Source organism: Tardiphaga sp. 285_C5_N1_2, assembly GCF_052076065.1.
Classification (GTDB): Bacteria; Pseudomonadota; Alphaproteobacteria; order Rhizobiales; family Xanthobacteraceae; genus Tardiphaga; species Tardiphaga robiniae.
In genome coordinates this window covers 620,431-646,980 of record NZ_CP197241.1, presented here as the reverse complement: position 1 = coordinate 646,980, position 26,550 = coordinate 620,431, and the positions used below count along the sequence as shown (strand labels likewise).

At 62.2% G+C, this 26,550-nt stretch carries 27 protein-coding genes and 1 tRNA gene; 18 read left to right on the top strand and 10 right to left on the bottom strand.

Annotated features, from left to right (window positions below; genetic code table 11):
• The first annotated feature begins 75 nt into the window (after positions 1-75).
• The 5 genes from AB7951_RS03040 to AB7951_RS03020 all read left to right on the top strand — a co-directional run bounded on the left by AB7951_RS03040 (position 76) and on the right by AB7951_RS03020 (position 5,799).
• Positions 76-861, top strand: a complete 786-nt coding sequence (locus AB7951_RS03040) for an SDR family oxidoreductase (protein WP_439059831.1) — start codon at positions 76-78, stop codon at positions 859-861.
• Between the two features lie 339 nt (positions 862-1,200).
• A complete protein-coding gene (locus tag AB7951_RS03035) occupies positions 1,201-2,400 on the top strand; it encodes an ABC transporter substrate-binding protein (RefSeq protein ID WP_115033215.1) in 1,200 nt (399 codons plus the stop codon).
• A gap of 21 nt (positions 2,401-2,421) precedes the next feature.
• Positions 2,422-3,279, top strand: coding sequence for a branched-chain amino acid ABC transporter permease (locus AB7951_RS03030; protein WP_120287084.1), 858 nt, complete (start codon positions 2,422-2,424; stop codon positions 3,277-3,279).
• Positions 3,279-5,078 (top strand): branched-chain amino acid ABC transporter ATP-binding protein/permease, encoded by a 1,800-nt coding sequence (locus AB7951_RS03025; RefSeq protein ID WP_120287085.1) that lies wholly within the window; start codon positions 3,279-3,281, stop codon positions 5,076-5,078. Before AB7951_RS03030 ends, AB7951_RS03025 begins: the two co-directional genes overlap by 1 nt.
• Positions 5,059-5,799 carry a branched-chain amino acid ABC transporter ATP-binding protein gene (locus tag AB7951_RS03020; RefSeq protein WP_120287086.1) on the top strand — a complete coding sequence of 247 codons (741 nt, stop codon included), beginning with the start codon at positions 5,059-5,061 and terminating at the stop codon, positions 5,797-5,799. The genes AB7951_RS03025 and AB7951_RS03020 overlap by 20 nt, the downstream gene beginning before the upstream one ends.
• A gap of 148 nt (positions 5,800-5,947) precedes the next feature.
• On the opposite strand, the gene AB7951_RS03015 is transcribed toward AB7951_RS03020, so the two are convergent.
• Both AB7951_RS03015 and AB7951_RS03010 read right to left on the bottom strand, forming a co-directional pair.
• Positions 5,948-6,721, bottom strand: a complete 774-nt coding sequence (locus AB7951_RS03015; RefSeq protein WP_120287087.1) for a cyclase family protein — start codon at positions 6,719-6,721, stop codon at positions 5,948-5,950.
• Positions 6,722-6,867: 146 nt separating this feature from the next.
• Positions 6,868-7,866 carry a fumarylacetoacetate hydrolase family protein gene (locus tag AB7951_RS03010; RefSeq protein ID WP_120288000.1) on the bottom strand — a complete coding sequence of 333 codons (999 nt, stop codon included), beginning with the start codon at positions 7,864-7,866 and terminating at the stop codon, positions 6,868-6,870.
• Positions 7,867-7,985: 119 nt separating this feature from the next.
• Here AB7951_RS03010 and AB7951_RS03005 point away from each other — a divergent pair, with 119 nt between their 5' ends.
• Genes AB7951_RS03005 through AB7951_RS02985 form a run of 5 tightly spaced genes read left to right on the top strand, consistent with a single transcriptional unit; the run spans position 7,986 to position 11,955 of the window.
• Positions 7,986-8,909, top strand: coding sequence for an ABC transporter substrate-binding protein (locus AB7951_RS03005; protein ID WP_120287088.1), 924 nt, complete (start codon positions 7,986-7,988; stop codon positions 8,907-8,909).
• A gap of 10 nt (positions 8,910-8,919) precedes the next feature.
• Complete coding sequence (locus tag AB7951_RS03000) at positions 8,920-9,618, top strand: GntR family transcriptional regulator (RefSeq protein WP_120287089.1); 699 nt, start codon at positions 8,920-8,922, stop codon at positions 9,616-9,618.
• 5 nt (positions 9,619-9,623) lie between these two features.
• Positions 9,624-10,430: an ABC transporter ATP-binding protein gene (locus AB7951_RS02995; protein WP_120287090.1), complete on the top strand. Its 807-nt coding sequence runs from the start codon at positions 9,624-9,626 to the stop codon at positions 10,428-10,430.
• Positions 10,427-11,191: an ABC transporter permease gene (locus AB7951_RS02990; RefSeq protein ID WP_120287091.1), complete on the top strand. Its 765-nt coding sequence runs from the start codon at positions 10,427-10,429 to the stop codon at positions 11,189-11,191. Before AB7951_RS02995 ends, AB7951_RS02990 begins: the two co-directional genes overlap by 4 nt.
• The gene (locus AB7951_RS02985) at positions 11,188-11,955 is read left to right on the top strand and encodes an ABC transporter permease (RefSeq protein WP_120287092.1); all 768 of its coding nucleotides are present in this window, start codon (positions 11,188-11,190) and stop codon (positions 11,953-11,955) included. Before AB7951_RS02990 ends, AB7951_RS02985 begins: the two co-directional genes overlap by 4 nt.
• 154 nt (positions 11,956-12,109) lie before the next feature.
• Here the strand turns inward: AB7951_RS02985 and pgm are convergent, their stop codons facing one another.
• A complete protein-coding gene (gene pgm / locus AB7951_RS02980; RefSeq protein ID WP_120287093.1) occupies positions 12,110-13,759 on the bottom strand; it encodes a phosphoglucomutase (alpha-D-glucose-1,6-bisphosphate-dependent) in 1,650 nt (549 codons plus the stop codon).
• Positions 13,760-14,070: 311 nt separating this feature from the next.
• Positions 14,071-14,817: a Crp/Fnr family transcriptional regulator gene (locus AB7951_RS02975; protein ID WP_120288001.1), complete on the bottom strand. Its 747-nt coding sequence runs from the start codon at positions 14,815-14,817 to the stop codon at positions 14,071-14,073.
• A 178-nt stretch (positions 14,818-14,995) separates the two neighbouring features.
• On the opposite strand from AB7951_RS02975, the gene AB7951_RS02970 reads away from it, so the two are divergent.
• Complete coding sequence (locus AB7951_RS02970) at positions 14,996-15,373, top strand: hypothetical protein (protein ID WP_139285780.1); 378 nt, start codon at positions 14,996-14,998, stop codon at positions 15,371-15,373.
• A 55-nt stretch (positions 15,374-15,428) separates the two neighbouring features.
• On the opposite strand, the gene AB7951_RS02965 is transcribed toward AB7951_RS02970, so the two are convergent.
• Positions 15,429-17,822 carry a M10 family metallopeptidase C-terminal domain-containing protein gene (locus AB7951_RS02965; protein ID WP_158596718.1) on the bottom strand — a complete coding sequence of 798 codons (2,394 nt, stop codon included), beginning with the start codon at positions 17,820-17,822 and terminating at the stop codon, positions 15,429-15,431.
• Between the two features lie 376 nt (positions 17,823-18,198).
• On the opposite strand from AB7951_RS02965, the gene AB7951_RS02960 reads away from it, so the two are divergent.
• From AB7951_RS02960 to AB7951_RS02950, 3 genes are all read left to right on the top strand, one after another.
• A complete protein-coding gene (locus AB7951_RS02960) occupies positions 18,199-18,774 on the top strand; it encodes a GNAT family N-acetyltransferase (protein WP_120287095.1) in 576 nt (191 codons plus the stop codon).
• Positions 18,771-19,496: a sulfite exporter TauE/SafE family protein gene (locus tag AB7951_RS02955; protein WP_120287096.1), complete on the top strand. Its 726-nt coding sequence runs from the start codon at positions 18,771-18,773 to the stop codon at positions 19,494-19,496. Before AB7951_RS02960 ends, AB7951_RS02955 begins: the two co-directional genes overlap by 4 nt.
• 204 nt (positions 19,497-19,700) lie before the next feature.
• The gene (locus AB7951_RS02950) at positions 19,701-19,859 is read left to right on the top strand and encodes a hypothetical protein (RefSeq protein ID WP_158596719.1); all 159 of its coding nucleotides are present in this window, start codon (positions 19,701-19,703) and stop codon (positions 19,857-19,859) included.
• Between the two features lie 18 nt (positions 19,860-19,877).
• Here the strand turns inward: AB7951_RS02950 and AB7951_RS02945 are convergent, their stop codons facing one another.
• From AB7951_RS02945 to AB7951_RS02930, 4 genes are all read right to left on the bottom strand, one after another.
• The gene (locus tag AB7951_RS02945; RefSeq protein WP_120287097.1) at positions 19,878-20,786 is read right to left on the bottom strand and encodes a LysR family transcriptional regulator; all 909 of its coding nucleotides are present in this window, start codon (positions 20,784-20,786) and stop codon (positions 19,878-19,880) included.
• A gap of 15 nt (positions 20,787-20,801) precedes the next feature.
• Positions 20,802-22,310: a tripartite tricarboxylate transporter permease gene (locus AB7951_RS02940; protein ID WP_120287098.1), complete on the bottom strand. Its 1,509-nt coding sequence runs from the start codon at positions 22,308-22,310 to the stop codon at positions 20,802-20,804.
• Between the two features lie 15 nt (positions 22,311-22,325).
• Positions 22,326-22,811 carry a tripartite tricarboxylate transporter TctB family protein gene (locus tag AB7951_RS02935; protein WP_120287099.1) on the bottom strand — a complete coding sequence of 162 codons (486 nt, stop codon included), beginning with the start codon at positions 22,809-22,811 and terminating at the stop codon, positions 22,326-22,328.
• A gap of 184 nt (positions 22,812-22,995) precedes the next feature.
• A complete protein-coding gene (locus AB7951_RS02930; protein WP_439060544.1) occupies positions 22,996-23,913 on the bottom strand; it encodes a tripartite tricarboxylate transporter substrate binding protein in 918 nt (305 codons plus the stop codon).
• Positions 23,914-24,067: 154 nt separating this feature from the next.
• Here AB7951_RS02930 and AB7951_RS02925 point away from each other — a divergent pair, with 154 nt between their 5' ends.
• The 4 genes from AB7951_RS02925 (at position 24,068) to AB7951_RS02910 (ending at position 25,521) form a co-directional block, all read left to right on the top strand.
• A complete protein-coding gene (locus AB7951_RS02925; protein ID WP_147421568.1) occupies positions 24,068-24,346 on the top strand; it encodes a hypothetical protein in 279 nt (92 codons plus the stop codon).
• Complete coding sequence (locus tag AB7951_RS02920; RefSeq protein ID WP_093757095.1) at positions 24,343-24,765, top strand: VOC family protein; 423 nt, start codon at positions 24,343-24,345, stop codon at positions 24,763-24,765. Before AB7951_RS02925 ends, AB7951_RS02920 begins: the two co-directional genes overlap by 4 nt.
• A gap of 20 nt (positions 24,766-24,785) precedes the next feature.
• Positions 24,786-25,265, top strand: coding sequence for a VOC family protein (locus tag AB7951_RS02915; RefSeq protein ID WP_120287102.1), 480 nt, complete (start codon positions 24,786-24,788; stop codon positions 25,263-25,265).
• A gap of 179 nt (positions 25,266-25,444) precedes the next feature.
• Positions 25,445-25,521: transfer RNA gene (locus AB7951_RS02910), tRNA-Met, on the top strand.
• 107 nt (positions 25,522-25,628) lie between these two features.
• On the opposite strand, the gene AB7951_RS02905 is transcribed toward AB7951_RS02910, so the two are convergent.
• On the bottom strand, positions 25,629-26,354 hold the full coding sequence (locus tag AB7951_RS02905) for a GntR family transcriptional regulator (protein ID WP_374725611.1): 726 nt from the start codon (positions 26,352-26,354) through the stop codon (positions 25,629-25,631).
• Positions 26,355-26,550 lie beyond the last annotated feature (196 nt).

Below are 26,550 nucleotides of genomic sequence, written 5' to 3'. Positions count from 1 at the left end.
GATAGTTGCATGATACAACTATATTGCTGGCGACGAATAACGACCGTGTTAGCACGATCCGTGCAAGGAATGATCATGACAACCAGCGCTGCCCAGTTCCGCCCCCGCGACCGCATGGCCGGACGCATCTGCCTCGTGACCGGCGGCGGCACCGGCATCGGGCGGGCGGCCGCGCTGCTGATGGCGCAGGAAGGCGCAGCTGCAGTGGTGATCGCAGGCCGTCGCGAGGCCGAGGGACAGGCCGCCGCCGAAGACTGCGGCCGGTTCGGTGCCAAAACGCTGTTCGTGCGCACTGACGTAACCGAGGAGACCGAGGTCGCCAGCCTGGTGCAGGCTGTGATGTCCCGTTTCGGGCGGCTCGACGTGGCCTTCAACAATGCCGGTTATCAGGAACGGCGCGCGCCGGTCGAGCAGCAGACAGAGGCGGTCTATGACACCGTGTTCGATGCCAATGTCCGCTCGGTGTTTCTTGGCCTGAAGCATCAGATCCAGGCCATGGAACTGAATGGCGGCGGCCGCATCGTCATCAACGCGTCGGTGAGCGGCATCCGCAATCCCAATCCCGGCCTTGCGCTATATTCTGCATCGAAAGCGGCGGTGATCTCACTGATGCGTTCGGCAGCGATGGAATGCGGGCCGCGCGGCATCCGCATCAATGCGGTGGCGCCGGGCCGCGTCGTCACCGACATGATGCTGGCCTCGGGGATCGCCGACATGTCGGCCGTCGCAGCCGGCCTGCCGATCCGGCGTATGGGCCAGCCGCATGAAGTCGCCGAAGCCGTGGTGTGGCTCGCGTCCGACGATGCCGGCTACATCGTCGGCCATGTGTTATCGGCGGATGGCGGCTTCAGCGCGACCTGACGACATTCACGCATCATTGCGTTGCAACAGACGAGCGGGACTGCAGAGCAGCACCGTGTGACTTGCAACGGCCAGGCCCTTGGCAACGTCCCTGCCATCGTCAAAGATCACAAGCCGATTGCCAAAGCCACCGCGACAGGTCAGCCTGAGGCGATGGAGATGGATCTGCGCGCCGCGTTCTGCCACCGCGCAACATCGGCATATGTCATGACGATCCGGAGTATCTGACCGACCAACGACATCACCCACATACATAATCCGGCAACGACCGGGCGGACGAAACGGATGCCTGCATCAATGACAGGCACCGCAAAGGGAAAACACAGGGAGGAAGTCAAGATGAGCATTTCTCGTCGTGGAATTCTGTTGGGCGGCGCCGGCGCACTCGGCGCAGCAAGTTTTCCACTCGCACGTCCCGCCATTGCGCAATCGTCCGAACCGATCAAGATCGGCTGGCTCGCCGCCATGACCGGACCGAGTTCGGCGCCGACCGTCGGCTTCAACCGCGGCGTCACATTTGCCACGGAAGCCATCAATGCCGCCGGCGGCGTCAAGGGCCGCAAGATCGAGATCATCACGCGCGACACGCAGGGCGATCCGACCAAGGCCGTCAACGCCACGCAGGAGTTGATTAGCCAGGCCAAGGTCCACGCAATCTGGGGACCGGTGAATTCAGGCGAAGCGCTGGCCACGACGCCACTGATGGCGCGCGCCAAGATGCCGGATCTTCATCCCTGCGTCGTCGATACGCTGATCGACCCCGCGAAATTCCCCGCCGCATTTCGCATCGCGCCGTCGAACGGCCAATGGGACGACGCCGTCCGTAACTACTGTCTCAAGGTGCTGAAAGTCAGCAAGATCGCCGTGATCGGCGACACCACCGGCTACGGCGTCACCGCGGTGAAAGCCTCGGTCGAGGCCTTCAAGAAAGACGGCGCCGACGTGGTCTACAGCGCCAATATCGACGCCACCCAGCCCGACATGACGCCGGATATGCTGCGCGCCAAGAATGCCGCTGCGCAGGTCATCGTGGTGTGGAGCGTTTCCACCGGCATGGAAGCGCGCATGTTCAACACCCGCGCATCGATGGGTTGGGACGTTGCCTTTGTCGGCCATCCGTCGCTGGCATCCGGCGAACTCGCCAGCCTGATCGAGAAGCCTGCCAACTGGGAGAAGGTCTATGCCATCGGCTACAAGAGCTGCAGTTACGATTCAGCCGGCAAACTGCCGCCGAAGAGTCAGGATCTCGTCGATCGCCTGAACAAGGCCAAGGTGCCGCTCAACGACACGCTGCTGTGGTGGATTGCCGGCGGGATCGACGCGGTCGAGCTGATCGCCAGGGCTGTCGAAGCCAGCGGATCGACCGACAGCGAGGGCATCGTCAAATACTGGAACTCGCTGACCAAATATCCCGGCTATTTCGGCAACTATTCGTTTTCACCCACACAGCACAACGGCTATCCGACCGACGAGATCGTGATGTCGGAAGCGCGCTCTGCCAAGAACGGCACCTTCGCCCTCGCCCCCGGCTACTCATAGACCGGCGCGAGGACGACACGCATGCTCGGCTCGATCATAGCTTCAGGCCTCGCGGCGGGCGCAATCTATGCGCTCGTCGGCATCACCTACAACACGATGTTCTCGACCTCGCGGGTGATGAGCTTCACCGCCGGACAGCTCGCCATGCTCGGCGGCGTGTTCGGCTCGTTGTTCATGCTGAAAATGGGGATGCCGACCCTGGTCGGCTTCGCCCTGACGCTGGTCGCCTGCGCGATCATCGGCGTTATCACCGAATTCGTCGCGGTGCGGCCGGTGCTCAAAAGCCTCGAGCAGCATCTTTACGTGCTGTCGACACTGGCGCTGGCATTGATGATCCAGCAGGTCACCGCGATCAAATGGGGCACCGAGCCGCAGCCCTTCCCGCGCATCGTCGGTCTCGGTACTGGCGTGTGGGACGAGAAATTCTGGCTGCCGGTGGTGGCCTGCGGCCTCACCATTCTCGGCCTCGAATATCTCTATCGCCGCACGCTGGTGGGCCACGCCTTCATGGCCATCGCGGAAGACAACTTTGCGGCGCGTGCGCTCGGCCTGCCGGAGCGTAACCTGCGCGTGGCGAGCTATGCGCTGGCTGGCGTGATCGGCGGCGTGGCGGGCTTCGCCGGCGGCGAACTGATGCTGGCCTTCTTCGCCAATGGCGCGCTGTTGAACTTCTACGGCTTCGTGCCGGTGGCGCTCGGCGGCCTCGGCAACAATCGCGGCGCGCTGATCGGCGGCCTCGCGCTCGGCCTGTTCCAGCAGGCGGCGAATTTCCTGGTTGGTGGCATCTTCTCGTCGGTCGCGGTGTTCGCGATCTTCATCATCGTGTTGCTGGCAGCGCCGCAGGGCCTGTTCGGCTCCGCAACGGCGCGGAGGGTGTGATGACGGCGATCACCGATATTCCGACATCGCGCGACGCCACGACCAGACATTCCGTGCTGCCCGCACTACTGCCCTTCCTCGGCGTGTTCGCGCTGGCGATGATCCTGCCTTTCGTCAGCAACGATTACTGGGCGCTGATCGGCACCCGCGCCGCGATCTACTGGGTGCTGGTGGCCGGGCTCAATCTCGTCGTCGGTTTCGCCGGCCATCTCGCCATCGGCTATGTGGCACTACTGACGCTGGGTGCCTACACGACCAGCGTACTCGCCGCCGGCAATGTGCTGCCGCCGGTGCCGATCTATGGCGCGCTGATCATTGCAAGCTGCGTCGGCGCGGTGTTCGGCGTCATCGTCGGCCTGCCGGCGATGCGGCTGCGCACCTTCTACTTCGCCATGACCACACTCGGCTTCGCCACCATCGTGACACAGATCGCGCTGGCCTGGCAGAGCGTCACCGGCGGCGGCATCGGCATCGTCGGCCCGGAATTCTCCGCGCCGTTCAACACGCCATGGGGCTTTTATTATCTGTGCATCGGCTTCGCGGCGGTGGCGACATGGCTCAGCGCCAATATCGCCTATAGCCGGTTCGGCCGCGCACTGATCGCGATCCGCGATGCGGATGTGGCGGCGGAAGCCACCGGCATTTCCAAACCGAAGCTGCTGGTGTCGATCTTCCTGCTCGCCGGCGCGATGGCGGCCTTTGCCGGCGGGCTGTTCGCCAGCCTGCAGACCTATATCACGCCGGATGCCTTCACCTTCGATCTCTCGGTCTTGTTCTTCATCGCCATCTTGATCGGCGGCCGCGGGTCAATTTTGGGCCCTATGCTCGGCACGATCATCCTCACCATCCTGCCGGAAATCGCAGCACCGCTCGCGGCGTGGTCGACCTTTCTCTATGCGGTGCTACTGTTGCTCATCGTACTCGTGATGCCCGGCGGCATCGCCGCGCTCTTGGATTTCAAGAGCCGCCGCCCGCTCGCCAGCAACCGCGCCATCGTGCCGCGCATCGCGGGACTGTCGGAGGTGCTGCGCAAGACGGCTACCACCAAGACGCTGACCCTGCGCGATGTGGTGCTCACTTTCGGCAATGTCCGCGCCATCGACGGGCTCGATCTCGACGTGAAGCCCGGCCAGATCCACGGGTTGATCGGCCCCAACGGATCCGGCAAGACCACCACGCTGAACGTGATCTCCGGCTACTACGCCGCCAAGGGCGGCACCATCACGCTCGGTGACGATGCGCTGCCGCCCGGCATGCCGGAACTACGTGCGGGCAAGGGTATCGCCCGCACCTTCCAGACGCCGCGCGTGATCGGCGAAGCCTCCGTGCTTGAGAATGTCATGGTCGGCGGCACCATCGAGGGCGAGGCGACATTTGCCGAGGCGCTGCTGTCGCTGCCGCGGCATCATCGTGACGAACGCAAGCTCGCCGCACAGGCGCGCGCCATGCTCGGCGTCGTCGGGCTGGAGGCGCTTGCCGATGTCCGCGCCGACCGCCTGCAGCACAGCGAATTGCGCTTCATCGAGATCGCCCGCGCCTTGATGCTGCAGCCGGACTTCCTGTTGCTCGACGAACCTGCCGCAGGCCTCTCCAGCGACGAAATCACGAGGCTCGGCGCGCTGATCAAGGCGATCAGCCGCCGCGGCACCGGCGTACTCTTGGTGGAACATCACGCCGACCTGATCTTCGACATCTGCGATCAGGTCACGGTGTTGAACCTCGGCAAGATCCTCGCCGCCGGCACGCCGGCCGAAATCCGCGTTCACAAGGAGGTCGTCAGTGCTTACCTCGGAGGCTGAACCGCTGCTCAGGGTCACCGCGCTGGAATCCGGCTACGGCAAGATCCGCGTGCTTCATGGCATCGACCTGCATATCGCCGCCGGCGAAGTGGTCACCCTGCTCGGCCCCAACGGCGCCGGGAAATCAACCTTGCTGCGCGCCATCTCCGGCCTGCTGCCGGTCAATGCGGCGAGCGTTCGCTTCGACGGCCGTGACATCAGCAACGGCACGCCGCGCGAGGCGGCGCGTGCCGGCCTCGTGCATGTGATCGAGGGCCACCGCGTGTTCACGCAGCAGACCGTGACCGAAAACCTGCTGCTCGCCGCCTACGACCTGCCGCGCGGCGAACGCAACGCGCGCGTCGACGAGGCGCTGTCGTTCTTTCCGGAGATCGCGGAGAAGCGCCATGAGCGCGGAGCGTCGTTGTCCGGTGGACAGCAACAGATGCTGGTAGTGGCGCAGGGACTGGTGCGGCGCCCGCGTCTTTTGATGCTGGACGAACCCTCTGCGGGCCTCTCGCCGGTGCTGGTCGACCGCGTGCTGACGGTGATCGCGCAACTGCAGAAGCAGGGCACCGCGGTGCTGCTAGTGGAGCAACTGGTGGAGAAAGCGCTGGCCGCCGCCAATCGCGTCTATGCCCTGTCGCAAGGGCGTATCGTGCTGGAGGCGACCACGTCTGAAGCGAACTTGCCGCAGCGGCTGGAGCGGGCCTATTTCGGGCACGAGGAAGCGGCCGTTTAACACGCCGTCATGCCCGGGCTTGTCCCGGGCATCCACGTCTTTTGCACACGCTGCCAAGACGTGGATGGCCGGGACAAGCCCGGCCATGACGTTGTGAGAGAACGGAGTCTGTCAGTACATCTCCGAGCAAGGGCCCGGGCAGTTCGCGTCAATCAATAATCGCCACCGCCCGCGTCCAACCCGCCGATGCCTTCTCGATTTTCACCGGGAAGCACGACACCATGAAGCCGGTGGACGGCAGTTGTTCGAGATTGTGCAGCTTCTCGATGTGGCAATAGCCGATATGACGGCCGGCCTTGTGGCCTTCCCAGATCAGGCTCGCATCTTTCGTCTCGGCATATTTCTTCGCGGTGTAAACGAAGGGCGCGTCCCAGCTCCAGCCGTCGATGCCAGTGAGGCGCACGCCCCGCTCCAGCAGATACATGGTGGCCTCATAGCCCATGCCGCAGCCGGAGATGACATAGTCCTGCTGGCCGTATTTGACGCCGGCAGACGTATTGACGACGACGATCTCCAGCGGGCTCAACGTATGGCCGATGCGCTTCAGCTCGTCCTCGACATCCTTCGCCGTCGCGACATAGCCATCGGGGAAATGCCGGAAGTCGAGCTTCACGCCGGGCTGGAAACACCAGTCCAGCGGCACTTCGTCGATGGTCCATGAGCGTTCACCGCGATTCATGGTGGGATGGAAATGATAGGGCGCATCGAGATGCGTGCCGTTATGGGTCGAGAGCTGCACCAGCTCCACCGCCCAGCCCTGCCCGTCCGGCAGATCCTCGGCCTTCAGCCCGTCGAAGAACTGCAGCATCCGCGGCAGGCCCTGCTGGTGATCGACATAATTGATAGTAGGATGATTACCCGGCGGATCGGCGGGGACGTCATTCTGCAGGGGAACGGAAATGTCGATGAGGCGACGGGGCATGGGATTTCCTCGATTTTCGTTTTTTGTTTGATCCTATCGGTCGTCATTGCGAGGAGCCCTTGCGACGAAGCAATCCAGTCTGCGCTTGTTGCTTCTGGATTGCCGCGTCGCTTCGCTCCTCGCAATGACGTGGAGAGGCAGGTGCGTTACATATCCTGCCGCACCACTTTGTTCTTCAACACGCCGATCTTCTCGACCTCGAGCTCGATCTCGTCATTGTGTTCGAGATACCAGCCGAGTTCGAGGCCGCAGCCGTTGCCGACGGTGCCGGAGCCGATGAATTCGCCGGGCATCAGCGTCTCGTCCTGCGTCACATGGGCGATGATCTCCTCAAAGGAGAACAGCATGCCCTCGCTGGTCGATGACGAGCGCACCTTGCCGTTGACGCGGCATTCCATCTTCAGTCTGTAGGGATCGCCGATCTCGTCGGGCGTCACGATCCACGGGCCCAGCACATTGCCACCATCGAAGCTCTTGCCCTTGGCGGGGCCCAGGCGGCCTTCCATCTCGAGCCGCTGCGCATCGCGTGCCGAGAAATCATTGAAGATGGTGTAGCCGAAGATGTGATCCTTCGCCCTAGCCGCAGAAATATTCGCGCCCTTGTTCTTGGTGACGATGCCGAATTCGAGTTCGTAGTCCATAACCTTGCTGTAGCGCGGCCACTTCACCGTCGTATTCGTACCGCGTACGCTGAAGCGGTTGGTGATGTAGTAGATCGGCTGGCGGCGATACACTTCGGGCAATTCGCCGAGTGGCTCGGCTTCGAGCCGTGCCAGTTCTTCCATGTCACCCTTCGCACGGGCGGCCAGTTTCAACTGGCCACGCGGCGACTGCCGGATATGCAGCGGAAACGACATGCCGTCGCGCATCTGCCGCGGCTCGGGCAATGGTGCAAGAATGTCCGTGCCCGCGACGGCGACCGAGAGCGACGCGTCGCTGCCGTGCTTCTCAAACAAGGCTCGCGCCGCATCGAGCGCGCCTTCACCTGCATCGATCAACGCCAGCATCGAGTCGAAGACCGGATTGCCGCCGCCGCGGGCCGCGGCGCTGGCGAGATCGAACAGCCTGCCGTCATTGGCATGAACGATACCGACCCTGGCTTGGCCATCCTGCTGGCCGCCGGCACGAAATGTCGCGAGCTTCACTGGCGTCTCCACTTGCTTGTTCTTCGATAAAATATATGATCAAAAAAAATATCGATAAACAAGAGGCGATCGCAAAGATTGCTTCACGATCGAAAAATGCTCGGGTGAGGGAGACGACGATGACCAGGTGGATGGTGACAGCCCTATTGGCCACGCTCGCTGTGGGCACCGCGCATGCCCAGACCAAGCTCCAGATCGGTTGCACTGCAACAACGGACTGCGCCTCGGCGATGGTCGCGGTCGATGAAGGCATCTTCAAGAAGCACGGGCTCGATGCCGAGATGATCCCCATCGGCATCAACTCCAATATCCCGGCGGCCATTCTGTCCGGCTCGATCCAGATCGGCGGCCCGACCTCCACCGTCTTCCTGCAGGCTGCCGACGGCGGCCTCGATCTCGTCGCGGTCGCCGGTGCAACGGTGATGAGCCCGACATCGAACGCCAATATCACCGCCTTCGTGCGTAACGGCATCACGATCAAGGAGCCGAAGGATTTCATCGGCAAGAAGGTCGGCGCGCCGGGCCTCGGTGCGTTTCTTCACGTGCTGTTCGTCAAATGGCTGGTCGACAAGGGCGTCGATCCCAGGAAGGTCAATTTCGTCGAGGTGACCTTCCCGACCATGCCCGACATCATCAAGTCCGGCGGTGTCGATACCGTGCTCACCGCCGAGCCCACGGTATCGCGCATGCTGGCGGCCGGCAGCGGCAGCATCGGCGCGCGCTACGCGTCGGAGCTCGAGCGCACGGAGCCGATCATCTTCTATGCGGCCTCGCGCGAATGGGCCGAGAAGAATCCCGACACCGTCAGGAAATTTCGCGCTGCCATCGCCGAAGGTGCGGCGATCGTGAACAGCGACAAAGACAAGACCTCGGCCGCAATTGCCAAATTCACCAAACAGACCATCGAACTGGTGAAGGCATCGCCGCCGAACAAGTCGGAGCCGGTGCTGAAGCCCGAGCAACTGGCATGGTGGATCGACGTCATGTCCTCGCAGAAAATGCTGGAGACCAAACTCGATCTCAACAAACTGATTCTGAAATAGGTCAAACTGAATGGCGGGCCAGCCCCTTAGCAGTCCAATCGATGTATCCGGCTCGGATACGCTGAGCGAGCGTGCAGCGACATTGCTCCAGCATGACATCATTGCCGGCAATCTCGCGCCAGGCACGCGGCTTGGCATCGTCGATCTCGTGCAGCGTTACGAGATCGGCGCCACGCCGATGCGCGAAGGACTGTCGCGCCTGATCTCACGCGGCTTGATTATCGGTATCGGCCAGCGCGGTTTTCGCGTTGCCGACATCAGCCGAGAAGATCTGGCCGACATCACACGGATGCGCAGCGTGGTAGAGATGGAGGCGCTCCGGCTGGCCATCGAACATGGCGACGATGCCTGGGAGGCTGGCATCCTCGGCGCGCTTCACCAGATGCGCAGGCATATCGACCGGACCGGCGATGAATTCCGCGAAGGCGCGCCGGATTTCGACAAGCTCCATAAGGGATTTCACACCGCATTGCTGGCGGCCTGCAATTCGAAGCGCCTGCTCTCGGCGCATTCGGAACTTTACGATCAGGCCTATCGCTACCGCAGGGTGATGATGCGCGGCTTCGACAGCGGCAGCCGCTTCGTCGCAGCCCATCAGCTTCTGGCCGATCGCGTGCTGGCGCGCGAAACCGGTCCTGCGCAGGCCATGCTGACGTCGCATCTGCACTCGACGCTCGCTTTCGTCTATCCGCCCGGACAGGGAGATTGAGCGCGATGACATCCATTGCCCTCCGCAAGGACATCCCATCGGCCGAGCTCGGAAAATCGCAGATCGCGTTTTCCCATGTCACGCTGGATCTCGGCGGCAAGACGATTATCGAAAACGTCAGCCTCGACGTGAAGCCCGGCGAGTTCCTCTGCATCATCGGCGCCTCCGGCTGCGGCAAGACGACGGCGCTCCGCCTCGCCGCCGGCCTATACCAACCGACATCCGGACATGTCAGCTTCGACGGCGAGCCGATGCGCGCGCCGCGGCGCGACGTCGCCATCGTGTTCCAGGATTATGGCAAGGCGCTGCTGCCGTGGCGCACCGCCGCCGGCAATGTCGCGCTGGCGCTCGAAACCATCGGCATGCCCAAGGCCCAGCGCCCGGCCCGCATCGACGAGTTGCTGAAGAAAGTCGGGCTGCCCAATCACGCCGCGAAATATCCTGCCGAGATGTCCGGCGGCATGCAGCAGCGGCTGCAGATCGCACGATGTCTGGCACAGGAACCGAAAGCGCTGCTGATGGACGAGCCGTTCGGCGCGCTCGATGCGATGACGCGCCAGGGTCTGCAGGACGAGGTCCTGTCACTGCTCGATGCGAGCAAGGCCACGGTGATTTTCGTTACTCACGATCTCGAAGAAGCCATTTATCTGGGCGACCGCGTCGTCGGCCTGCTGCCGCATCCCGGCCGCATCGGCATTGATCTCAAGATCAACCTGCCGCGCCCCCGCGATCAGTTGACCACGCGCGAGAACCCGGAATTCCTGCGGCTGCGCCGCGAATTGTTCGACTTCATCAAGGCATCGGAAGCATGAGGTCCGAGCTCCTGAAAGCGGCGATCCTTCCGATGAGCCTGCTCATCGCGCTGGAAATCTGGGCGCGCTCTGTCGATATCCACAGCGATGCATTGGCACCGCCCAGCGCCGTGGTGCTGGCGCTGTTTCAGGCGTTCGGCGACGGCTCGATCCTGGCAGCCACACGCGACACATTGGCTTCGGCCTTTGCCGGCCTCGTGGTCGGCGGCGCCATCGGCCTGTTCCTCGGAATTGCACTCGGTATCTTCCAGCCGCTGGATCGGCTGATGGAAGTCACCATCGAATCCCTGCGGCCGATCCCCTCCATCGCGCTGCTACCGATCGCCCTGATCGCGCTCGGCTTCGGCTATCGCATGGAAATTGTGATCGTCGCCTTTGCCTGTGTGTGGCCGATCCTGATTCTCAGCCGCGCCGCGGTGCGCAGCATCGAGCCGCGGCTGATAGAAGTCTCCCGCGCGCTGCGGCTATCGCCAAGCGACCGCGTCCGCAAGATCATCATTCCCGCGGCACTGCCGCGCATCTTTCTCGCCTTTCGCCTGGCGGCCGGCATCGCGCTGATCGTCGCGGTGACCGTGGAAATCGCGATCAATCCCATCGGACTCGGCGCCGGCATCATGATTGCGCAACAAGCATTGCGCCCGGACCTGATGCTCGCTTATCTGCTGTGGATCGGCCTGATCGGCTATGCGCTGAACGCCGGATTGCTGGCAGCGCAGCGGCATCTGTTTGGCCCCGCAGCACTGGCGGGAGAGATCCGATGAACTGGACGCTCACCCTCTGGCGCCTTGCCAGCTTCGCCGTGGCTGCAGGCCTGATTGCGCTGTGGCAGTTGATCGCCAATCTGAAACTGGTCTCGCCGGTGTTCCTGCCCGGCCCCGATCGCGCATGGGCCGCGCTGATGCGCGGCTTCAGCAATGGCACCCTGCTGGACAAGACAATCGGCACCCTCGAACACATGTTCTATGGCTGGCTGGTCGCATCCGTCGTCGGTATCGCACTCGGCGCCATGATCGGCTCGTCCAAGGCGATGCGCAGCTATGTCGGCCCGTCGCTGGAATTCCTGCGGCCACTGCCCGTATCGGCGATCATTCCCGTCGCCATCGCTCTGTTCGGGCTGACCCAGGGCATGGCACTGTTCGTCATCGCTTTCGGCGCGATCTGGCCGATGCTGCTTGCGACCGTCCACGGCTTCGGCGCAGTAGAGCCGCGTCTCTATGAGGTCGCGCGCTCGCTGCATATGTCGCGCCTCGCGGTGATCTTCAAGATAGCTCTGCCATCTGCCAGCCCCGACATCATCTCCGGCATGCGGCTCAGCCTGACCGTGTCGCTGATCCTGGCGGTGGTCTGCGAAATCCTCGCCGGCCTCGACGGCCTCGGCCACTGGGTGCTGCTCTCGGCGCGCGCGTTTCGTTCGCCGGATCTGTTCGCCGGCGTGATCCTGCTCGGCGTGATCGGCTATGTGACCGCGCTGGCGATGTCGATGGTCGAGCAGCGACTGCTACGGTGGCGAACGAGCGGGCATTGAGAAACATACTCGTCGTTCCGGGGCGCTCGCTCTTGCGAGCGAACCCGGAACCTCATTCTGTGAATCTCTGATCGCGCCAAACACCACGAGGTTCCGGGTTCGCGCGCGAAGAAGCGCGCGCCCCGGAACGACGAGTTTGTGATTGCGTGTGGAATTACTTGGCAAACACTTTGCCGATCGCCGCCTGCGCGTCGCTTTGAATCTGCTTGAGATGATCCTCGCTGCGGAAACTCTCGGCATAGATCTTGTAGACGTCCTCCGTGCCGGATGGCCGCGCGGCGAACCAGCCATTGGCGGTCGAGACCTTGATGCCGCCGAAGGACTGATCGTTGCCGGCCGCCTTGCTCTCGGTCTTGGTCACGGCATCGCCGGCGAGTTCGGTCATGCCGATCTGCTCCGGCGTGACCTTCTTCAGCACGTTCTTCTGCTCGGGCGTGGCCGCGGCGTCGATGCGCTCGTAATAGGGCGTGCCGAATTCGGCGGTCAGCTTCTCGAAACGCTGGCTCGGATTTTCCTTCGTCACCGCGGTGATCTCGGCGGCGAGCAGACCGAGGATCAAGCCATCCTTGTCGGTGGTCCACACCGTGCCGTCCTTGCGCAGGAACGAGGCGCCGGCGCTTTCCTCGCCGCCGAAGCCGAACGAGCCATCGACGAGGCCATTCACGAACCATTTAAACCCGACTGGCGTCTCGACCAGTTTGCGGCCGAGCTTGTTCACCACGCGGTCGATGATGGCGCTGGAGACGATGGTCTTGCCGACCGCCGCATCTTTGCGCCAGTTCGGGCGATGCGCGAACAGATAGTCGATGGACGCCGCCAGATAATGGTTCGGATTCATCAAGCCGCCGGTGCGGGTGACGATGCCGTGGCGGTCGGCATCGGTGTCGTTGGCGAAAGCGACGTCGAACCGGTCGCGCATGCCGATGAGCTTGGCCATCGCATAGGGCGACGAACAGTCCATGCGGATCTTGCCGTCCCAGTCCAGCGTCATGAAGCGAAAGGTCGGATCGATCGCGGTATTCACGATGGTCGCATCGAGCTTGTAGCGCTCGATGATCGGCTGCCAGTAATGTACGCCGGCGCCGCCGAGCGGATCGATACCGATCTTGACGCCTGATGCGCGGATCGCCTCCATGTCGACGACATCGGCGAGGTCGGTCACATAGGGCGTGATGTAGTCGTAGGGTTTGACGAATTCGGATTTGCGGGCGCGCGCGATCGGGACGCGCCGGACGCCGGCCATGTCGTTTTCGAGGAAGCCATTGGCGGCTTTCTCCATGATCCCCGTGATGTCGGTATCGGCCGGGCCGCCATTCGGCGGATTATACTTGAAGCCGCCATCTTCCGGCGGGTTGTGCGACGGCGTAACCACGACGCCATCGGCAAGGCCGGTGCTGCGGCCCTTGTTGTAGGTGAGGATGGCGTGGGAGATCACTGGCGTCGGCGTATAACCGTCGTCCTGGTCGATCCGCACATGCACGCCATTGGCGGCGAAGACTTCCAGCGCGCTGACCAGTGCTGGTTCAGCCAGTGCATGGGTGTCGATGCCGATGAAGAGCGGGCCGTCGATGCCGGCACCCTTGCGGTAATCGCAGATCGCCTGGCTGACGGCGAGGATGTGGTTCTCGTTGAAGGAATTATGGAGCGCGGAACCGCGATGGCCGGAGGTGCCGAACGCGACGCGCTGGGCGGGGATGGACGGATCCGGCTTGCCGGCGAAATAGGCCGTCACCAGCCGAGGCACGTTGACCAGCAGGGACGGATCGATGGTTTTGCCGGCCAGCGGACTCACATGAGCAGCCATTTGTTCTCCTTCGCGCACCAAGAGCCCAGACGCGGCGCAACCGTCGCGGGGGTCAGGACTCATGGCATGTTTTGGAGGACAAATCAGCCGGTTATGAGGGGCATCGGCAGGCTGCCGAAGGGCTCAGGACTGCCCGAAGGTTCGGCGCGAGACCCAGGCCAGCGGCAGGGCGAAGCAGACGAACATCGTGACCACGGTGGCGGCGACCAGCATACTGTCGAAAGGCATATCTCTTCTCCTTGAGTGACGGAGAAGAGTGTGAGCGCGGCAGGACACGCTCTCCTTGAGCTGCATCAAAATGCAGCGCCGCATTACGCCGCGGCGAGCTGATCCAGCCGGTCGGTGGACAGCAGGCGCACGCCATCGGGCACCACCAGCACGGTCTTTTCCTTGGCGAGCTTGGTCAAAGTGCGGCTGACGGTTTCGATGGTCAGGCCGAGATAGTCGGCGATGTCCTGGCGGCTCATGGGCAGCGGCACGTTGACCGACATCGCGCCGATGCGGCCATAGCGCGCCTGCAGGTTCAGCAGGAAGGCGGCGACCTTCTCGTCGGCGGTGCGGCGGCCGAGCAGCAGCATCTGGTCCTGCGCGAGGCTGAGTTCGTGGCCGGCAAATTCATGCAGGCGGCGCAGCAGATGCGGCTTGCCGTCCACATAGCTGAGAAACTGGGCGCGGGAGAAACGGCAGACTCGCACCGACGTTACGGCTTCGGCGGCGACGCCATAGCGGTCCATCAGCGCAAGGCCGAGGAAGTCGCCCGGCAGCGCGAAGCCAACGATCTGGCGACGGCCATCGGGTAGCGACTTGTAGAGCCGGACGATGCCTTCGGTGACGTTGAACACGCTACCGGCCAGCGCGCCCTGATCGAATAGCATGGCCTTGGCCGGGAAATTCTTGACCTGGCTGAGGCGATCGAGCTCGTCGAGTTCCGCCGGTTCCAATGCGCCGCAGACGCTGAACAGGCGCACCTTGCAATCGTCGCAGCCGTTGGTGCTGCGGCCGTGCTTGCAGTCGCGCTCTCCGGCACAGGTCTCGGCCGCTGGTTCCGCGAAGGTCATGGCACTGTCCATCTTCGGTTTAGTCATATGTGGCAGGTCTTGAAAATCACTCTACACCATTTGACATGGATCAATCGTGGACGCTTTGACCCATATCAATGCCGAGCCAGCCCATCCCCGCCAATTTCGCAGGCCATGCGGGAATCCGGCGATGAATGAGGAATATCAGGCGCAACCAATGGCTTGGGCGGACGCTCGCGCGGCCTATCCGCTCGTCTATCTGCACGATGCCAGCGTTACGCTGGATGCATGGCTGGATTTCGTGCGCCGGCGAACCGATGCCGATGGCGGCGACAACGGGCTGATCGTGATCCGCGACCGGCGCGATATCGTCCATGCGCTGTTTGCCTACCGGGTCGACCTCGACCTGCGCGGCACCAAACAACTCTGTATCGCGCAGCTGATCGTGGCCCAGATTCCCGGCTCGCAGATCGACCATGCGGTGGTCGCCTCGACCAGCCAGGTCGCGGCGTCGCTGGGTTGCCCGAGCATCGTGATCGAGCAACCGTTTCAGCTGATGCCGGGCGTCACGTCGCGGACGTCGACCGCAGCGTAACGCGAAAGCGGCCCGCGACGCCGGTGGCCGCGCGACAACACTCACATCGCGTAAATCACAAGACGAAGTCACCTGCCTTCAAGACAGCGCTGTTCACCTGAACCGCGAAGTCGGCCGCACCATCGCCATCGACATCGCCTTGAAGAAGATGATCGGCGAAGCGCAATTCGCCGGCAATATGTGTGAAAGCGGCGCTTCCGACGAAGGCGAACGCTTGATCACCGGCGGCCTTGCTGTTGGCATCGATTGCCGACAGATCGATCCAGTCGGCCGTGTCTGCCGCGTTCGACGAAAAGTCGGTGATCTGATCGGCAGCTCCGGGCAGACTGTCCTGCGTAGCTTTGAATACAAAACTGTCCGCGCCGGCTCCGCCGGTCAAGATGTCGGCGCCGAGCCCGCCTGTGAGCGTATCGTTGCCGCTGCCGCCATCAAGACTATCGTTTCCGCCGCCGCCATCGATCAGATCGTTCCCGCCGCCACCGGAAATGCGATTGTCGCCTGCGTCACCCGTCAGCAGGTCCATGGTCCCGCTTCCGATCAGGTTTTCGATCGAACTGAGTTTGTCGCCCTCAGCATCTCCCCATTGAATGACACCTGTCGCGAGATTGATATTCACCTGGGCGATGGACGTGCTGTAGTCGGCCGTATCGTTGCCGGCGCCGCCGGCAAGCATATCGGCACCTGCGCCGCCGGCGAGGATATCGTCACCGGCATTGCCCCAAAGCTGATCGTTACCGGCACTGCCATGCAGAATGTCATTGCCGGCGCCGCCGGTCAGCGCATCGTTGCCTTCGCCACCATCCAGCACGTCATTGCCGTCGCGACCGTCCAGAACATCCTTGCCGCTGCCGCCTGACAACGTGTTGGCGGCACCGTCGCCGATCAGCATGTCGTCAAATCGGCCGCCGATCACCGTCTCGATCGAACTGAAACTGTCACCGGCGGCATCGCCTCCACTGCCCGTGCCAAGCGTCAGATCGATGTGAACACCAGACGACGATGTCTCGTAGCGCACGGTATCGATACCGGACGCACCGGCAAAAGCATCGTCGCCCTTGTCGCCGACGAAAATGTCATTGCCGTCACCGCCCCACATACGGTCGTCGCCATCGCCGCCGAACAGAAAATCATTTCCGGCATCGCCGTAGAGAAAGTCGTTGCCGCCGTCGCCATGCAGGACGTCGTTTCCCGCCGCACCATGTATTGTGTCGCGACCATCGCCGCCGTGAATGATATCGTTATCGGCGGTGCCGGGCAGCACGTCATCGCCGGGCGTACCATTCGTGATCGTGTTGAACGACATGATGCGGCCGTGGATGTCGTCTGCAGCCGGTCCCTGCTCGAACGAGGTCCAGGTCGCGAGAATACGTCCATCTGACAATGTCAGGAGATGCGGTCCGGTTTCCGCCAGGCCACCTGCCGAATTAACGAGGAAATCGTTGCCGATCGGGAAAGCGCCCGGAATCAGCAGGCGACCATAGAGATCACTGGCGCCGGTGACGGGATCGGTGGCGTGCCAGATGATGACCGCGCGGCCATCCGGTAGCGCGGCGATCGACGGGGAATCCTGACCGCCGTCAAAATTCGCATTGACGATATTATCGGAGACAACCACGGATCCGTCCGGATTCAGCAGACGCGCATGAATGTTGCTGTCACCATCCGGTTCCTGCGCGGTCCAGGCCACGAGAATGCGTCCATCCGCGAGAACCGCGGCGGACGCGTCGCTCTGATTGAACTGGGCTCCCGGCAGGATGCGAAAATCCGGCCCGCTCGCGCTGCCATCGGGGTTCACGAACTGGCCGGAGACGTTGTAGCGCCCCTCGTCGGGATCGTACGACCTCCATGTGACGAACGCCCGCCCATCGGGCAGCGCCGTCACTTTCGGATCATATTGCGTACCCCAGGTGGTCGTATTCACGGTGAAGTCGTCAACAGCAACGGTGCCGTCGTCGTGGAGGATCCTCCCGCGGATATCGCCAAGATATTTCGGATCCCCGCCGTCTGCGGACACGTAGGTCAGCAAGATCTGGCCATCGGCAAGCGTCGTGACGGAAGGCATTTGCGGCGAAATCGCAGTTGATGAATTGACCACCATATCTGCAACGGGATGCCCCTCCGCATCGATGAGGGTGCCGCGAACTTCGGTGACATTGTCGGCGGCGATATAGGACTGCCATGCGACAAAGGCGCGGCCGTCGGAAAGCGCGGTGACGGAAGGCGCTCCCGGATCTCCGCTCCGATCGATCGTGATCTGAAAATCGGGACCTTGAGGCGTACCGTCCGCCGACAAATAGTGGCCCTGAATTGTATGCGGCTGATGACCGCTGGCGTCCGTCGCCGTCCATGTGACAAGAATACGTCCGTCGGACAACAGCGTTTGGGTTGCGCCCGCCTGGTCATTGGCGGTGGTGGAATTGATGGGAAATTCAGGTCCGACAAACGCCATGATGCAGCCCCCACTCATTTCGCCGGAGCGTGAATCTTTAATCGGACGAATCTGCGGCTGATATTTGTCGAGCGCGCGTTGTTCGTCCTCGCATTGAATCAATTGCATCCCATCGCATGCGTTCGGCGCGGCCGCCTCTTCCCAATGCAACGCGCACGCTTGCGATCACGTCGATCGCCCGCTCTGTCTCATCGCACATCCCGATATCCCGTTTCCCACACGCAGTTTGAATCACGTGCAACGCTGACGGCTGCGCGCGCGTGGTCATATCATTCTTGCAGCGATCTCCTTCGATCGGCTGACGCATCGCGATAGCGGCGCGACCTAAACAGGTCGCTCAACGCCATCACCGCAATCGCATTCGTTCCGGAGCAACATGACCAATCACGCGATCAACCTGCGACTGGCACGTCCGAGCGACGCAGCGAAGTTGCAATCTTACTTCAGAACGCTGTCGAAGCCCTCGGGCTACAATCGTTTCCTCGGAAATGTGGCCGATCAATCCATCAGCCACATCGATCGCACCATCGGCGGTACCGGCAGCGCCTTCTTCTGCGTGATCGCCACGACGCAATCGGAGAAGTCGCATCACATCGTCGGTGAGACCGTATGCGCCGCGACCGCCGCCGCGGAAGTCGCCCTGTCGGTAGACGACGCCGTGCAGGGATGCGGCATCGGTCGTGCATTGCTAGCGACGGTGGAGGCACTGGCGGCCCAGCGAGGCGCGCAGGAACTGTACGGCACGATCTTCGGCACCAACGATCGCATCCGCAAGCTCGCTTGCTCGCTTGGTTATGCCATCGAACGTAGCGATGGCGATTGGACTCACCGCCTCCTGCGCAAGACGCTCCTGCCGCGCAGGACCCTTCCGTTCATCGCGGGTCCGGCCGTCGTCGCATCACCATTGCCATATCCGGATGGCGCGTTAGGCAAGGGGCTGGGCCAGCAATGACCTCATCCACATTCATCATTCTCAGCGCCGCCGTGTTCCTCGGCGCGTTTGTTTCCGGACTGGCCGGCTTTGCATTCTCGGCCGTTGCGGGCGCTCTCCTGCTGCATGTCCTGCCACCGATCGAGGCCGTTCCATTGATGATGGCCTGCAGCGTCGCCGTTCAGGCAACGAATCTTTGGGCGCTGCGCGACGGCATTGCCTGGAAGGAAAGCCTGACGCTTGTCATTGGCGGTGTTCTCGGTGCACCGCTTGCGATCTGGCTGCTACAGACCGCCGATGCGCGCATTCTCAAGGAAGGCTTTGGCGCACTGATCGCGATCTATGCCGCATATATGCTGCTCCGGCCGTCACTCACGCATCTGAACCGGATGACCCGAAATCGAAATGTCATGATCGGTTTCGGCGGCGGCCTCGTCGGCGGACTGACGGCGATGCCCGGAGCCCTGCCAACCATCTGGTGCGACCTGAACGGCGTGCCGAAAGCGCAACAGCGCGGCCTCGTGCAGCCGTTCATCGCCGTGATGCAGATCTTCTCGCTCGTCCTGATGTTGTCCCGGCAGCAATTGTCGCCGAACATCGTCAGCGAATTCGCTTACAGCCTTCCCGCCCTGGCCGCGGGCGTCTGCCTCGGAATCTTTGCATTCCGCAACGTGCAGGACGCCACATTCCGACGCACCATTCTCGTCCTGCTGCTGTTCTCAGGCGTGGCCCTCATCGTGTGACGATGCCGTTGCCATACAGGCCGCAACAGGCTGCCGATACGATCCGCGTTCCGCGCGATTGCGACATCAATCGGCTCGGGTCTATTTAAAATCGATAATGTCGATTGCAAGCGTCAATAATATTCGTTTGTCAAAATTCATGGCAGTTCTAGGGTTGAAGGACCCGAGGAGCTATGCCGCCCCTCGATCATGCAGGAGCCGACCATGAAAACGATCATCCACCCCGACGTATCGGTCGCTCTCGCGCTGTTCGCCTTTGCTGCGGCGATCATCGCACGCCTGACAGTTACCAAGCGTTCCCGGCACAGCGCCGATCAGATCGCGGCCATCGTTGCGACATCGGGATATCCGTCCGGCACCTAGCCGCGCCTGCCCCCCGCATCACGTCCGCCTTGCCGGACGTTTCGGCGCCCTCGCCTGCCCTGCAGGCGCGGGCTTTTTGTTGGCCGCGTCATGCGCGAGGCGATGCATGAGTGCGACCGCTTCGGCGATGATCGCATCGTCGCGATCGCCGGGATAGACGACATAGGCTGGCATCGAGAATTCCGGCGCATCGGCGACGGCATGCAGCCGCCCAGCCTTCAGCTGGGGTGCAACGATGCGGCGCGGGAAATATCCGGAGCCGCCATTCTCCAGCACATGCTGCAGCCCGAGCCAGCCGATATTGGCCGTAAGCGATGGTCCCGCGAAATCCGGAAACAGCGCCATGTGGCGCGCATAGAATTCCGGGCCCCAGTCGATATAGACGTAACCCGGCTGCGGCTCCGGCGCGCTGTGCGTACTGGTCGAGACCAGAATGAGCTGTTCATCGAACAATTGCTCGACCTTGAGACCGGGCCGGCTCTGCGGCGTATACATCACGCCGATATCGATCCTGCCTTCGACGAGGCCCTGCATCAATTCGGCTTCGAGAGCGCTCTCGGCGCGGATCGCGATATCCGGATGTTTCGCGCGCATCAGCGGCAGCCAGTGCAGCAGATGCTCCTCCCACAGCCCAATGCGACCGCCGACGGTCAGCGTACCACTGAAGCCTTTCGCAATGCCGACATCCTGCCGCGCATGTTCCACCGTACGTACCAGCGTGGACGCGTGTTTCTGAAACTGGCGGCCGGCGGGCGTCAGCGTCGCACCGGCCTTGTTGCGGACGAACAGCGTCACGCGCAGCAACTGCTCGAGCGCCTGGATCCGCGCGCTGACCGTGGACTGCGTGACATGGAGTTTGTCCGCCGCAGTTACGAAATTGCCGGCGCTCACAACCGCAAGGAATGTCCTGGCCAATTCGGTGTCCATGCGAACGCTCCCCGGCTACGCGCCCTCGTCGAGCGCGACCATCTCGCGCTTCTTGCGCAGTGCAGGCAACAGCGGGGCGATCAGCAGCACCACTGCCAGCAGCAGACAGGCTGCCGAGATCGGCCGCTCGATGAAGGTCATGAGATTGCCCTGCGACAGGATCAATGACTTCCGCAGATTGTTCTCCAGCAGCGGACCCAGCACGAAGGCCAGCACCAGCGGCGCGGGCTCGTAACCGAACTTGCGCATGAAGTAGCCGATCACGCCGAAGCCGATCATGACATAGACGTCGAACACATTGTTGCTGCTGCAATAGACGCCGATGATCGTGAACAGGATGATCAGCGGGAACAGTACATTATAAGGCAACTTCAGCAGCTTCACCCACATGCCGATCAGCGGCAGGTTCAGCACCAGCAGCATGAGGTTGCCGATATACATGCTGGCAACGATGCCCCAGAACAGTCCGGGGTTCTGCGTGATCAGCAGCGGGCCGGGCTGCAACCCGTGAATGACGAAGGCGCCGAGCAGCAACGCCATCACCACGTTCGGCGGAATGCCGAGGGTCATCAGCGGAATGAAGGCACCGCCCGCCGCCGCGTTGTTCGCCGCTTCAGGTCCGGCAACGCCTTCGATGGCGCCATGACCAAAACGTTCCGGATGTTTCGACAGCCGCTTCTCCAGCGCATAGGACGCGAAGGACGCGACCACGGCACCGCCGCCCGGCAGGATGCCGAGGAAGAAGCCTAAAATCGTGCCGCGCCCGATCGGGCCGGCGCTGGCCTTCCAGTCTTCCTTGTTGGGCAGGAGCTGCGTGATCTTGGCATTGATGATGTCGCGCTTGATCACCTGCTCGGTGTTGAGCAGCACCTCGCCGAGCCCGAACAGACCCATCACCACGGGCACCAGACCGATGCCGTCGATCAGTTCGATCCGGCCGAAAGTCAGCCGCGGCTGCGCGGTGATGCTGTCGAGGCCGATGAGGCCAAGCACGATGCCGATACAGGCCATTAGCAGCGCCTTGGCCATCGAGCCTTGTGTCAGGAAGGTCAGCACCACGAGGCCGAGCACCATCAGGCTGGCATATTCGGCGGGACCGAACGCAATGGCGACCGAGGCGAGTGACGGCGCCACCAGCATCAGCATCGCCAGCGCAAAAGTGCCGGCGATGAAGGAGCCGAGCGCGGAAATGCCGAGCGCCGGACCGGCACGGCCCTGCTTCGCCATCTGGTGGCCGTCGATACAGGTGACGACGGAGGCGGCCTCACCGGGAATGTTGACCAGAATCGACGTGGTCGAGCCGCCATACATCGAGCCGTAATAGATGCCGGCCATCATGATGATGCCGGATTCCGGCGTGCCGGACAGCGTCACCGGCAGCAGCAACGACATCGCCGAGATCGGCCCGATGCCCGGCAGCACGCCGACCAGCGTCCCGATGAACACGCCGATGAAGCAGTAGAGAATATTGACGGGCTGCAGCGCGACACCGAAGCCGTGCATGACATTGACGAGAACATCCATGATCCGTGTTTCCCGTCAGCCGATTTCAAACATGCCCGAAGGCAACTGGATCAGCAGGCCGCGTTTCAGCACCCACCACACACCAACAGGCGCCAGCACCGCGAGCGGGATCGCCAGCGTCCAGCGCACGGGATCGATGACGCGCAACAACACCAGCATCAGCGGGATGGTCGAGATCAGGAAACCCAGCGGTTCGAGCGCGAAAGCATAAGCCGAGAGGATGACGATGATCGCGCCCGGCTTGCCCCAGCTTGCACCTTCCCACCGCGAGCCAAAGGTCGGTCCCCCTTCGGTTACCGAAGCGAGAACGATGGTGAGCGCGAAAGCGCACATCAGCAGGCCAATATAGAACAGCATGAAGCCGGAGCCGGGATCGTTGATGGTGCCGAGCTTCAGCTTGAGGCCGGAGCGAATGACGAACACGCCAAGCGCAATGCCGATCACGCCGGTCCAGAGTTCTGAATTGTTGAGCCGGAATGGCGGGCGGGTGGAGGAGGACATGGAGTGCCTTTGGTAGGTGCCTCGTATCTGCAGCGCCCCGATTAGCTCCGATGTCGTCCCCGCGAAGGCGGGGACCCATACACACCATCGATATGTTGCGGCAGTAAGGAGAGGACTTGCTTCGACTACAAACGTCAGAGGTTATGGGTCCCCGCCTTCGCGGGGACGACACCTGTGTGTGAGGCTACTTCTTGCCCAACCCGATTCCCTCGATCACCTTGCGCTCGGAATTGGTGACCTCGACAACGAATTTCTTGTAGTCCTCGGTGTTCTTGTAGTTCGGCACCATGTCGTATTTCGCCAGCGTCGCGATGACAGCGGGATCCTCGATGGCCTTCTTGAAGGCGTCGTGCAGCTTGGCGACGATCTTCGGATCCATGCCCTTCGGGCCGGCGATGCCGAACGGCGAGTCATAGACCATCGGATAGCCGCTCTCCTTCAGCGTTGGCGCATCCGGGAAATTCGGCGACCGCTTGTCGGTCCACACCATTAGGAGGCGCAGCTTGCCTGCATCGACCAGTGGCCGCCAGCCGGTGGAATCCGCCTGCAGCATGGTGTGATTGCCGAGCACGGCAGCGTTGGTTTCAGCACCGCCCTTGAACGGCACCTGCGTGAGCTTGATGCCGGCCATCGCCGCGATCTGCTCCATGCCCACATGCAGCGAGGTGCCGGTGCCCGGCGTCGCATAGGTCACCTTGCCCGGATTGGCCTTGGCGAAATCGACCACGTCCTTCCAGGTCTTGAACTGCGACTCCGCATTCGTCGTAATGCCGAAGGTGTAGCCGGTGAGATGGATGATGTAGGAGAAATCCTTGTCCGGATTCCACGAGACTTCCTGCATCAGCGGCAGACGGAACACGGTGATGGGAATCTGCGAGATGGTGTAGCCATCCGGCTTGGCCGCGGCTGCCATGGTCGCGGGACCGACCGTGCCGCCACCGCCGCCCTTGTTGTCGACCGCGATCGGCTGGCCGAGATGTTTCGACGCCGCGTCCGCGATCGCGCGCATCGAGATGTCGGTGGAGCCACCGGCGGGCCATGGCACGATCAGTGTGATCGGCTTGGTCGGATAGTCCTGCGCCTGGACTGCACCACCGAACATGGTGGCGGCCGCGGAAAGCGCGACAGCAGCGGACAAGGCAAGGCGATTGCGTTGCAACATGTGTTTCTCCCTCTGCGATTCCGGGGGTGATGCCCGGACCGGCTGTATTTTTATTGTCGTTCAGTCTAGCCCGGAACAAACCCAGGAAAAGGACATGTTCCGAACCAGGCTGCGAACGCGTCTTGCGTCTTTGGCAATCAACGATGATTTCACCGCCGCCGCAATTCGCAATCAGGATGAGCCATGCGACATTCCGTCTGCACGCGGAGATCGCCGGGCTAGAATATTGATCGCAGGGGAGAAAAATTCCGCCGGCAAAAATATCGAAAGAATTTTGGAGCCGATGTCGGATCGCGGCCGGGCCAACCGTCCTTTGCGGGACAATCGCCAAGAGAACACTCACAACGCATACCCACTGGAGTTCATCCGATGAGCAAAATGATCTTCGTCAACCTGCCCGTCACCGACCTGCCCCGCGCGGTCGCCTTCTATGAAGCGGTCGGCGCGACCAAAAACCCGCAATTCTCCGACGATACCGCCGCCTGCATGGTGTTCTCCGACACCATTCACGCGATGCTGCTGACGCACGACAAATATCGCCAGTTCACCTCGAAGAAGATCGTCGACGCGAAGACGTCGAGCGAAGTTCTGATCTGCGTCTCCGCCGACAGCCGCGACGAAGTCGATGGTCTCGTGAAGAAGGCCGTGGGTGCGGGCGGCAGCGCCGATCCGACACCCACGCAGGATTTCGGCTTCATGTATGGCCGCAGCTACGAGGATCCCGACGGTCACATCTGGGAAGTGATGTGGATGGACATGGCCGCCGCGCAATCTGCGATGGCTCAGGCCTGATCGAGAGAGGGATAGCAGCGATGTCAAAGATCTCACCCTGCATCTGGTACGAGACCGAGGCCGAGGAAGCCGCCAGGTTCTACTGCTCGCTGGTGCCCAATTCCTCCATCGATCGCGTGCAGCGCGCCCCGATCGATTATCCCGGCGGCAAAGCAGGCAACGTGCTGGTGGTCGGCTTCACGCTGGCCGGCCAAAGCTTCATTGGCCTCAATGGCGGCAGCCCCGCCACATTCAGCACGGCCGTGTCCTTCACCATCCATTGCGAAGACCAGGCCGAGGTCGATCGTGTGTGGGACGCCATTTTGACAAATGGCGGCAAGGCAAACGCCTGCGGCTGGATCAACGACCGCTGGGGCGTGCCCTGGCAGATCGTTCCCAACGGCTTCACCGAGATGCTTGCCAGCACCAACGGCGAGGGCGCCAAGCGTGCCATGACGGCCATGATGGGCATGGTCAAGCTCGATCTGGCCGCCCTGAAAAAGGCCTTCGACGGCGGCTAGACGTGGCCATAAGTGCCTGATCGGGCGGCGATAGCTGCCCGATCTCCAAATCGGCGGCCGGGTTGCGGGAACATCTATTCAGGCACCGATTTGAGGCGCTACTTTGCTTGACATCGAGTCCCTCGACTTCTTATATGCCGCGCATTCGCCGGGGACAATTTGTCCCCTCCGGATGCCGTGGCGGGGTAGCTCAGTTGGTTAGAGCACGGGAATCATAATCCTGGGGTCGGTGGTTCGAGTCCACTCCTCGCTACCAAATTTTCTGCCTACCAAATCTTGCAGACATGTTTCCAAGGCCTTGCATGCGTCGCGAGGCCTTTTTCATGCCCGCAGAGGTGCTTGCTCGGCCTGCGTCCGTGCCCGCTACGATGCCGCGTCTTCGCCCTCATGCAGTTCAGAAAAGATCTGCTTGTCCTGGAGAATGACTTCAGCGGTCTGCCTGTAATGCGCGGTGAGCAGATCCACGGCGTGGTCCGCATCGCCGCTCAAAACTGCAGTCATGATCGCCTGATGCTCGTCCGTCACATGGCGTGACGGGAAGGCCTTGCGGATCGACAGACGCCGATAGCGGTAGAGCTGGTCGGCGAGTTGTCCGCAGAACGCGATCAGAGACTGCGAACCGCAATTCCCGATCAAGGTGCGGTGATAGACGCGGTGCAGCCGCTCCCATTCCGGATTGTCTTCGAAGTGTTCGGCATTGAGCGAGCGCGGGGTTCGCCCGAGGCGATGTTGCGCGAGCAGAAGCTGCTCCTCCCATTGCGGCGTCGAGGCCGCCATGGATTCCCGCAGCGCCAGACTCTCGACCCAGCACCGGGTCTTGGTCAGTTCGGCCAGTTCGCTGCGGCTGATATCCGCGACATAGAATCCGCGCTGCTCGCGGCACTCCACCAGACCATCGGCGGTCAGCCGGTTGAGCGCCTCGCGGAGCGGCGTCTGACCGGTCTGATACAGCTCGGTCAGGAAACGCATCTGGAGTTTCCGGCTCGGCTCGAGCCGTCCGGACAGCAGGTCCTCCCGCAACCGGTCATAGACCGTGCTGGCCTGGGTCGAGGACGGCGGCGAAGCCAATTCCAGTGAGGTTGTGTCCACGTGCTTCAATCCCGGAATCATCTGCCTGTCGGCTTCGATTTCTATACACTTTTTCTGATTTCAGAAAAATCTATAAATTTTTATTGTACGAGCCGATTTCTATAGATATTAGTTCCCCAAGGTCCTGAGAGATGACTGGCGGGAGGCGCGACAATGTTTGGCAAGGCTCAGCAAGCGCCTGAGGCATCGGCAGTTT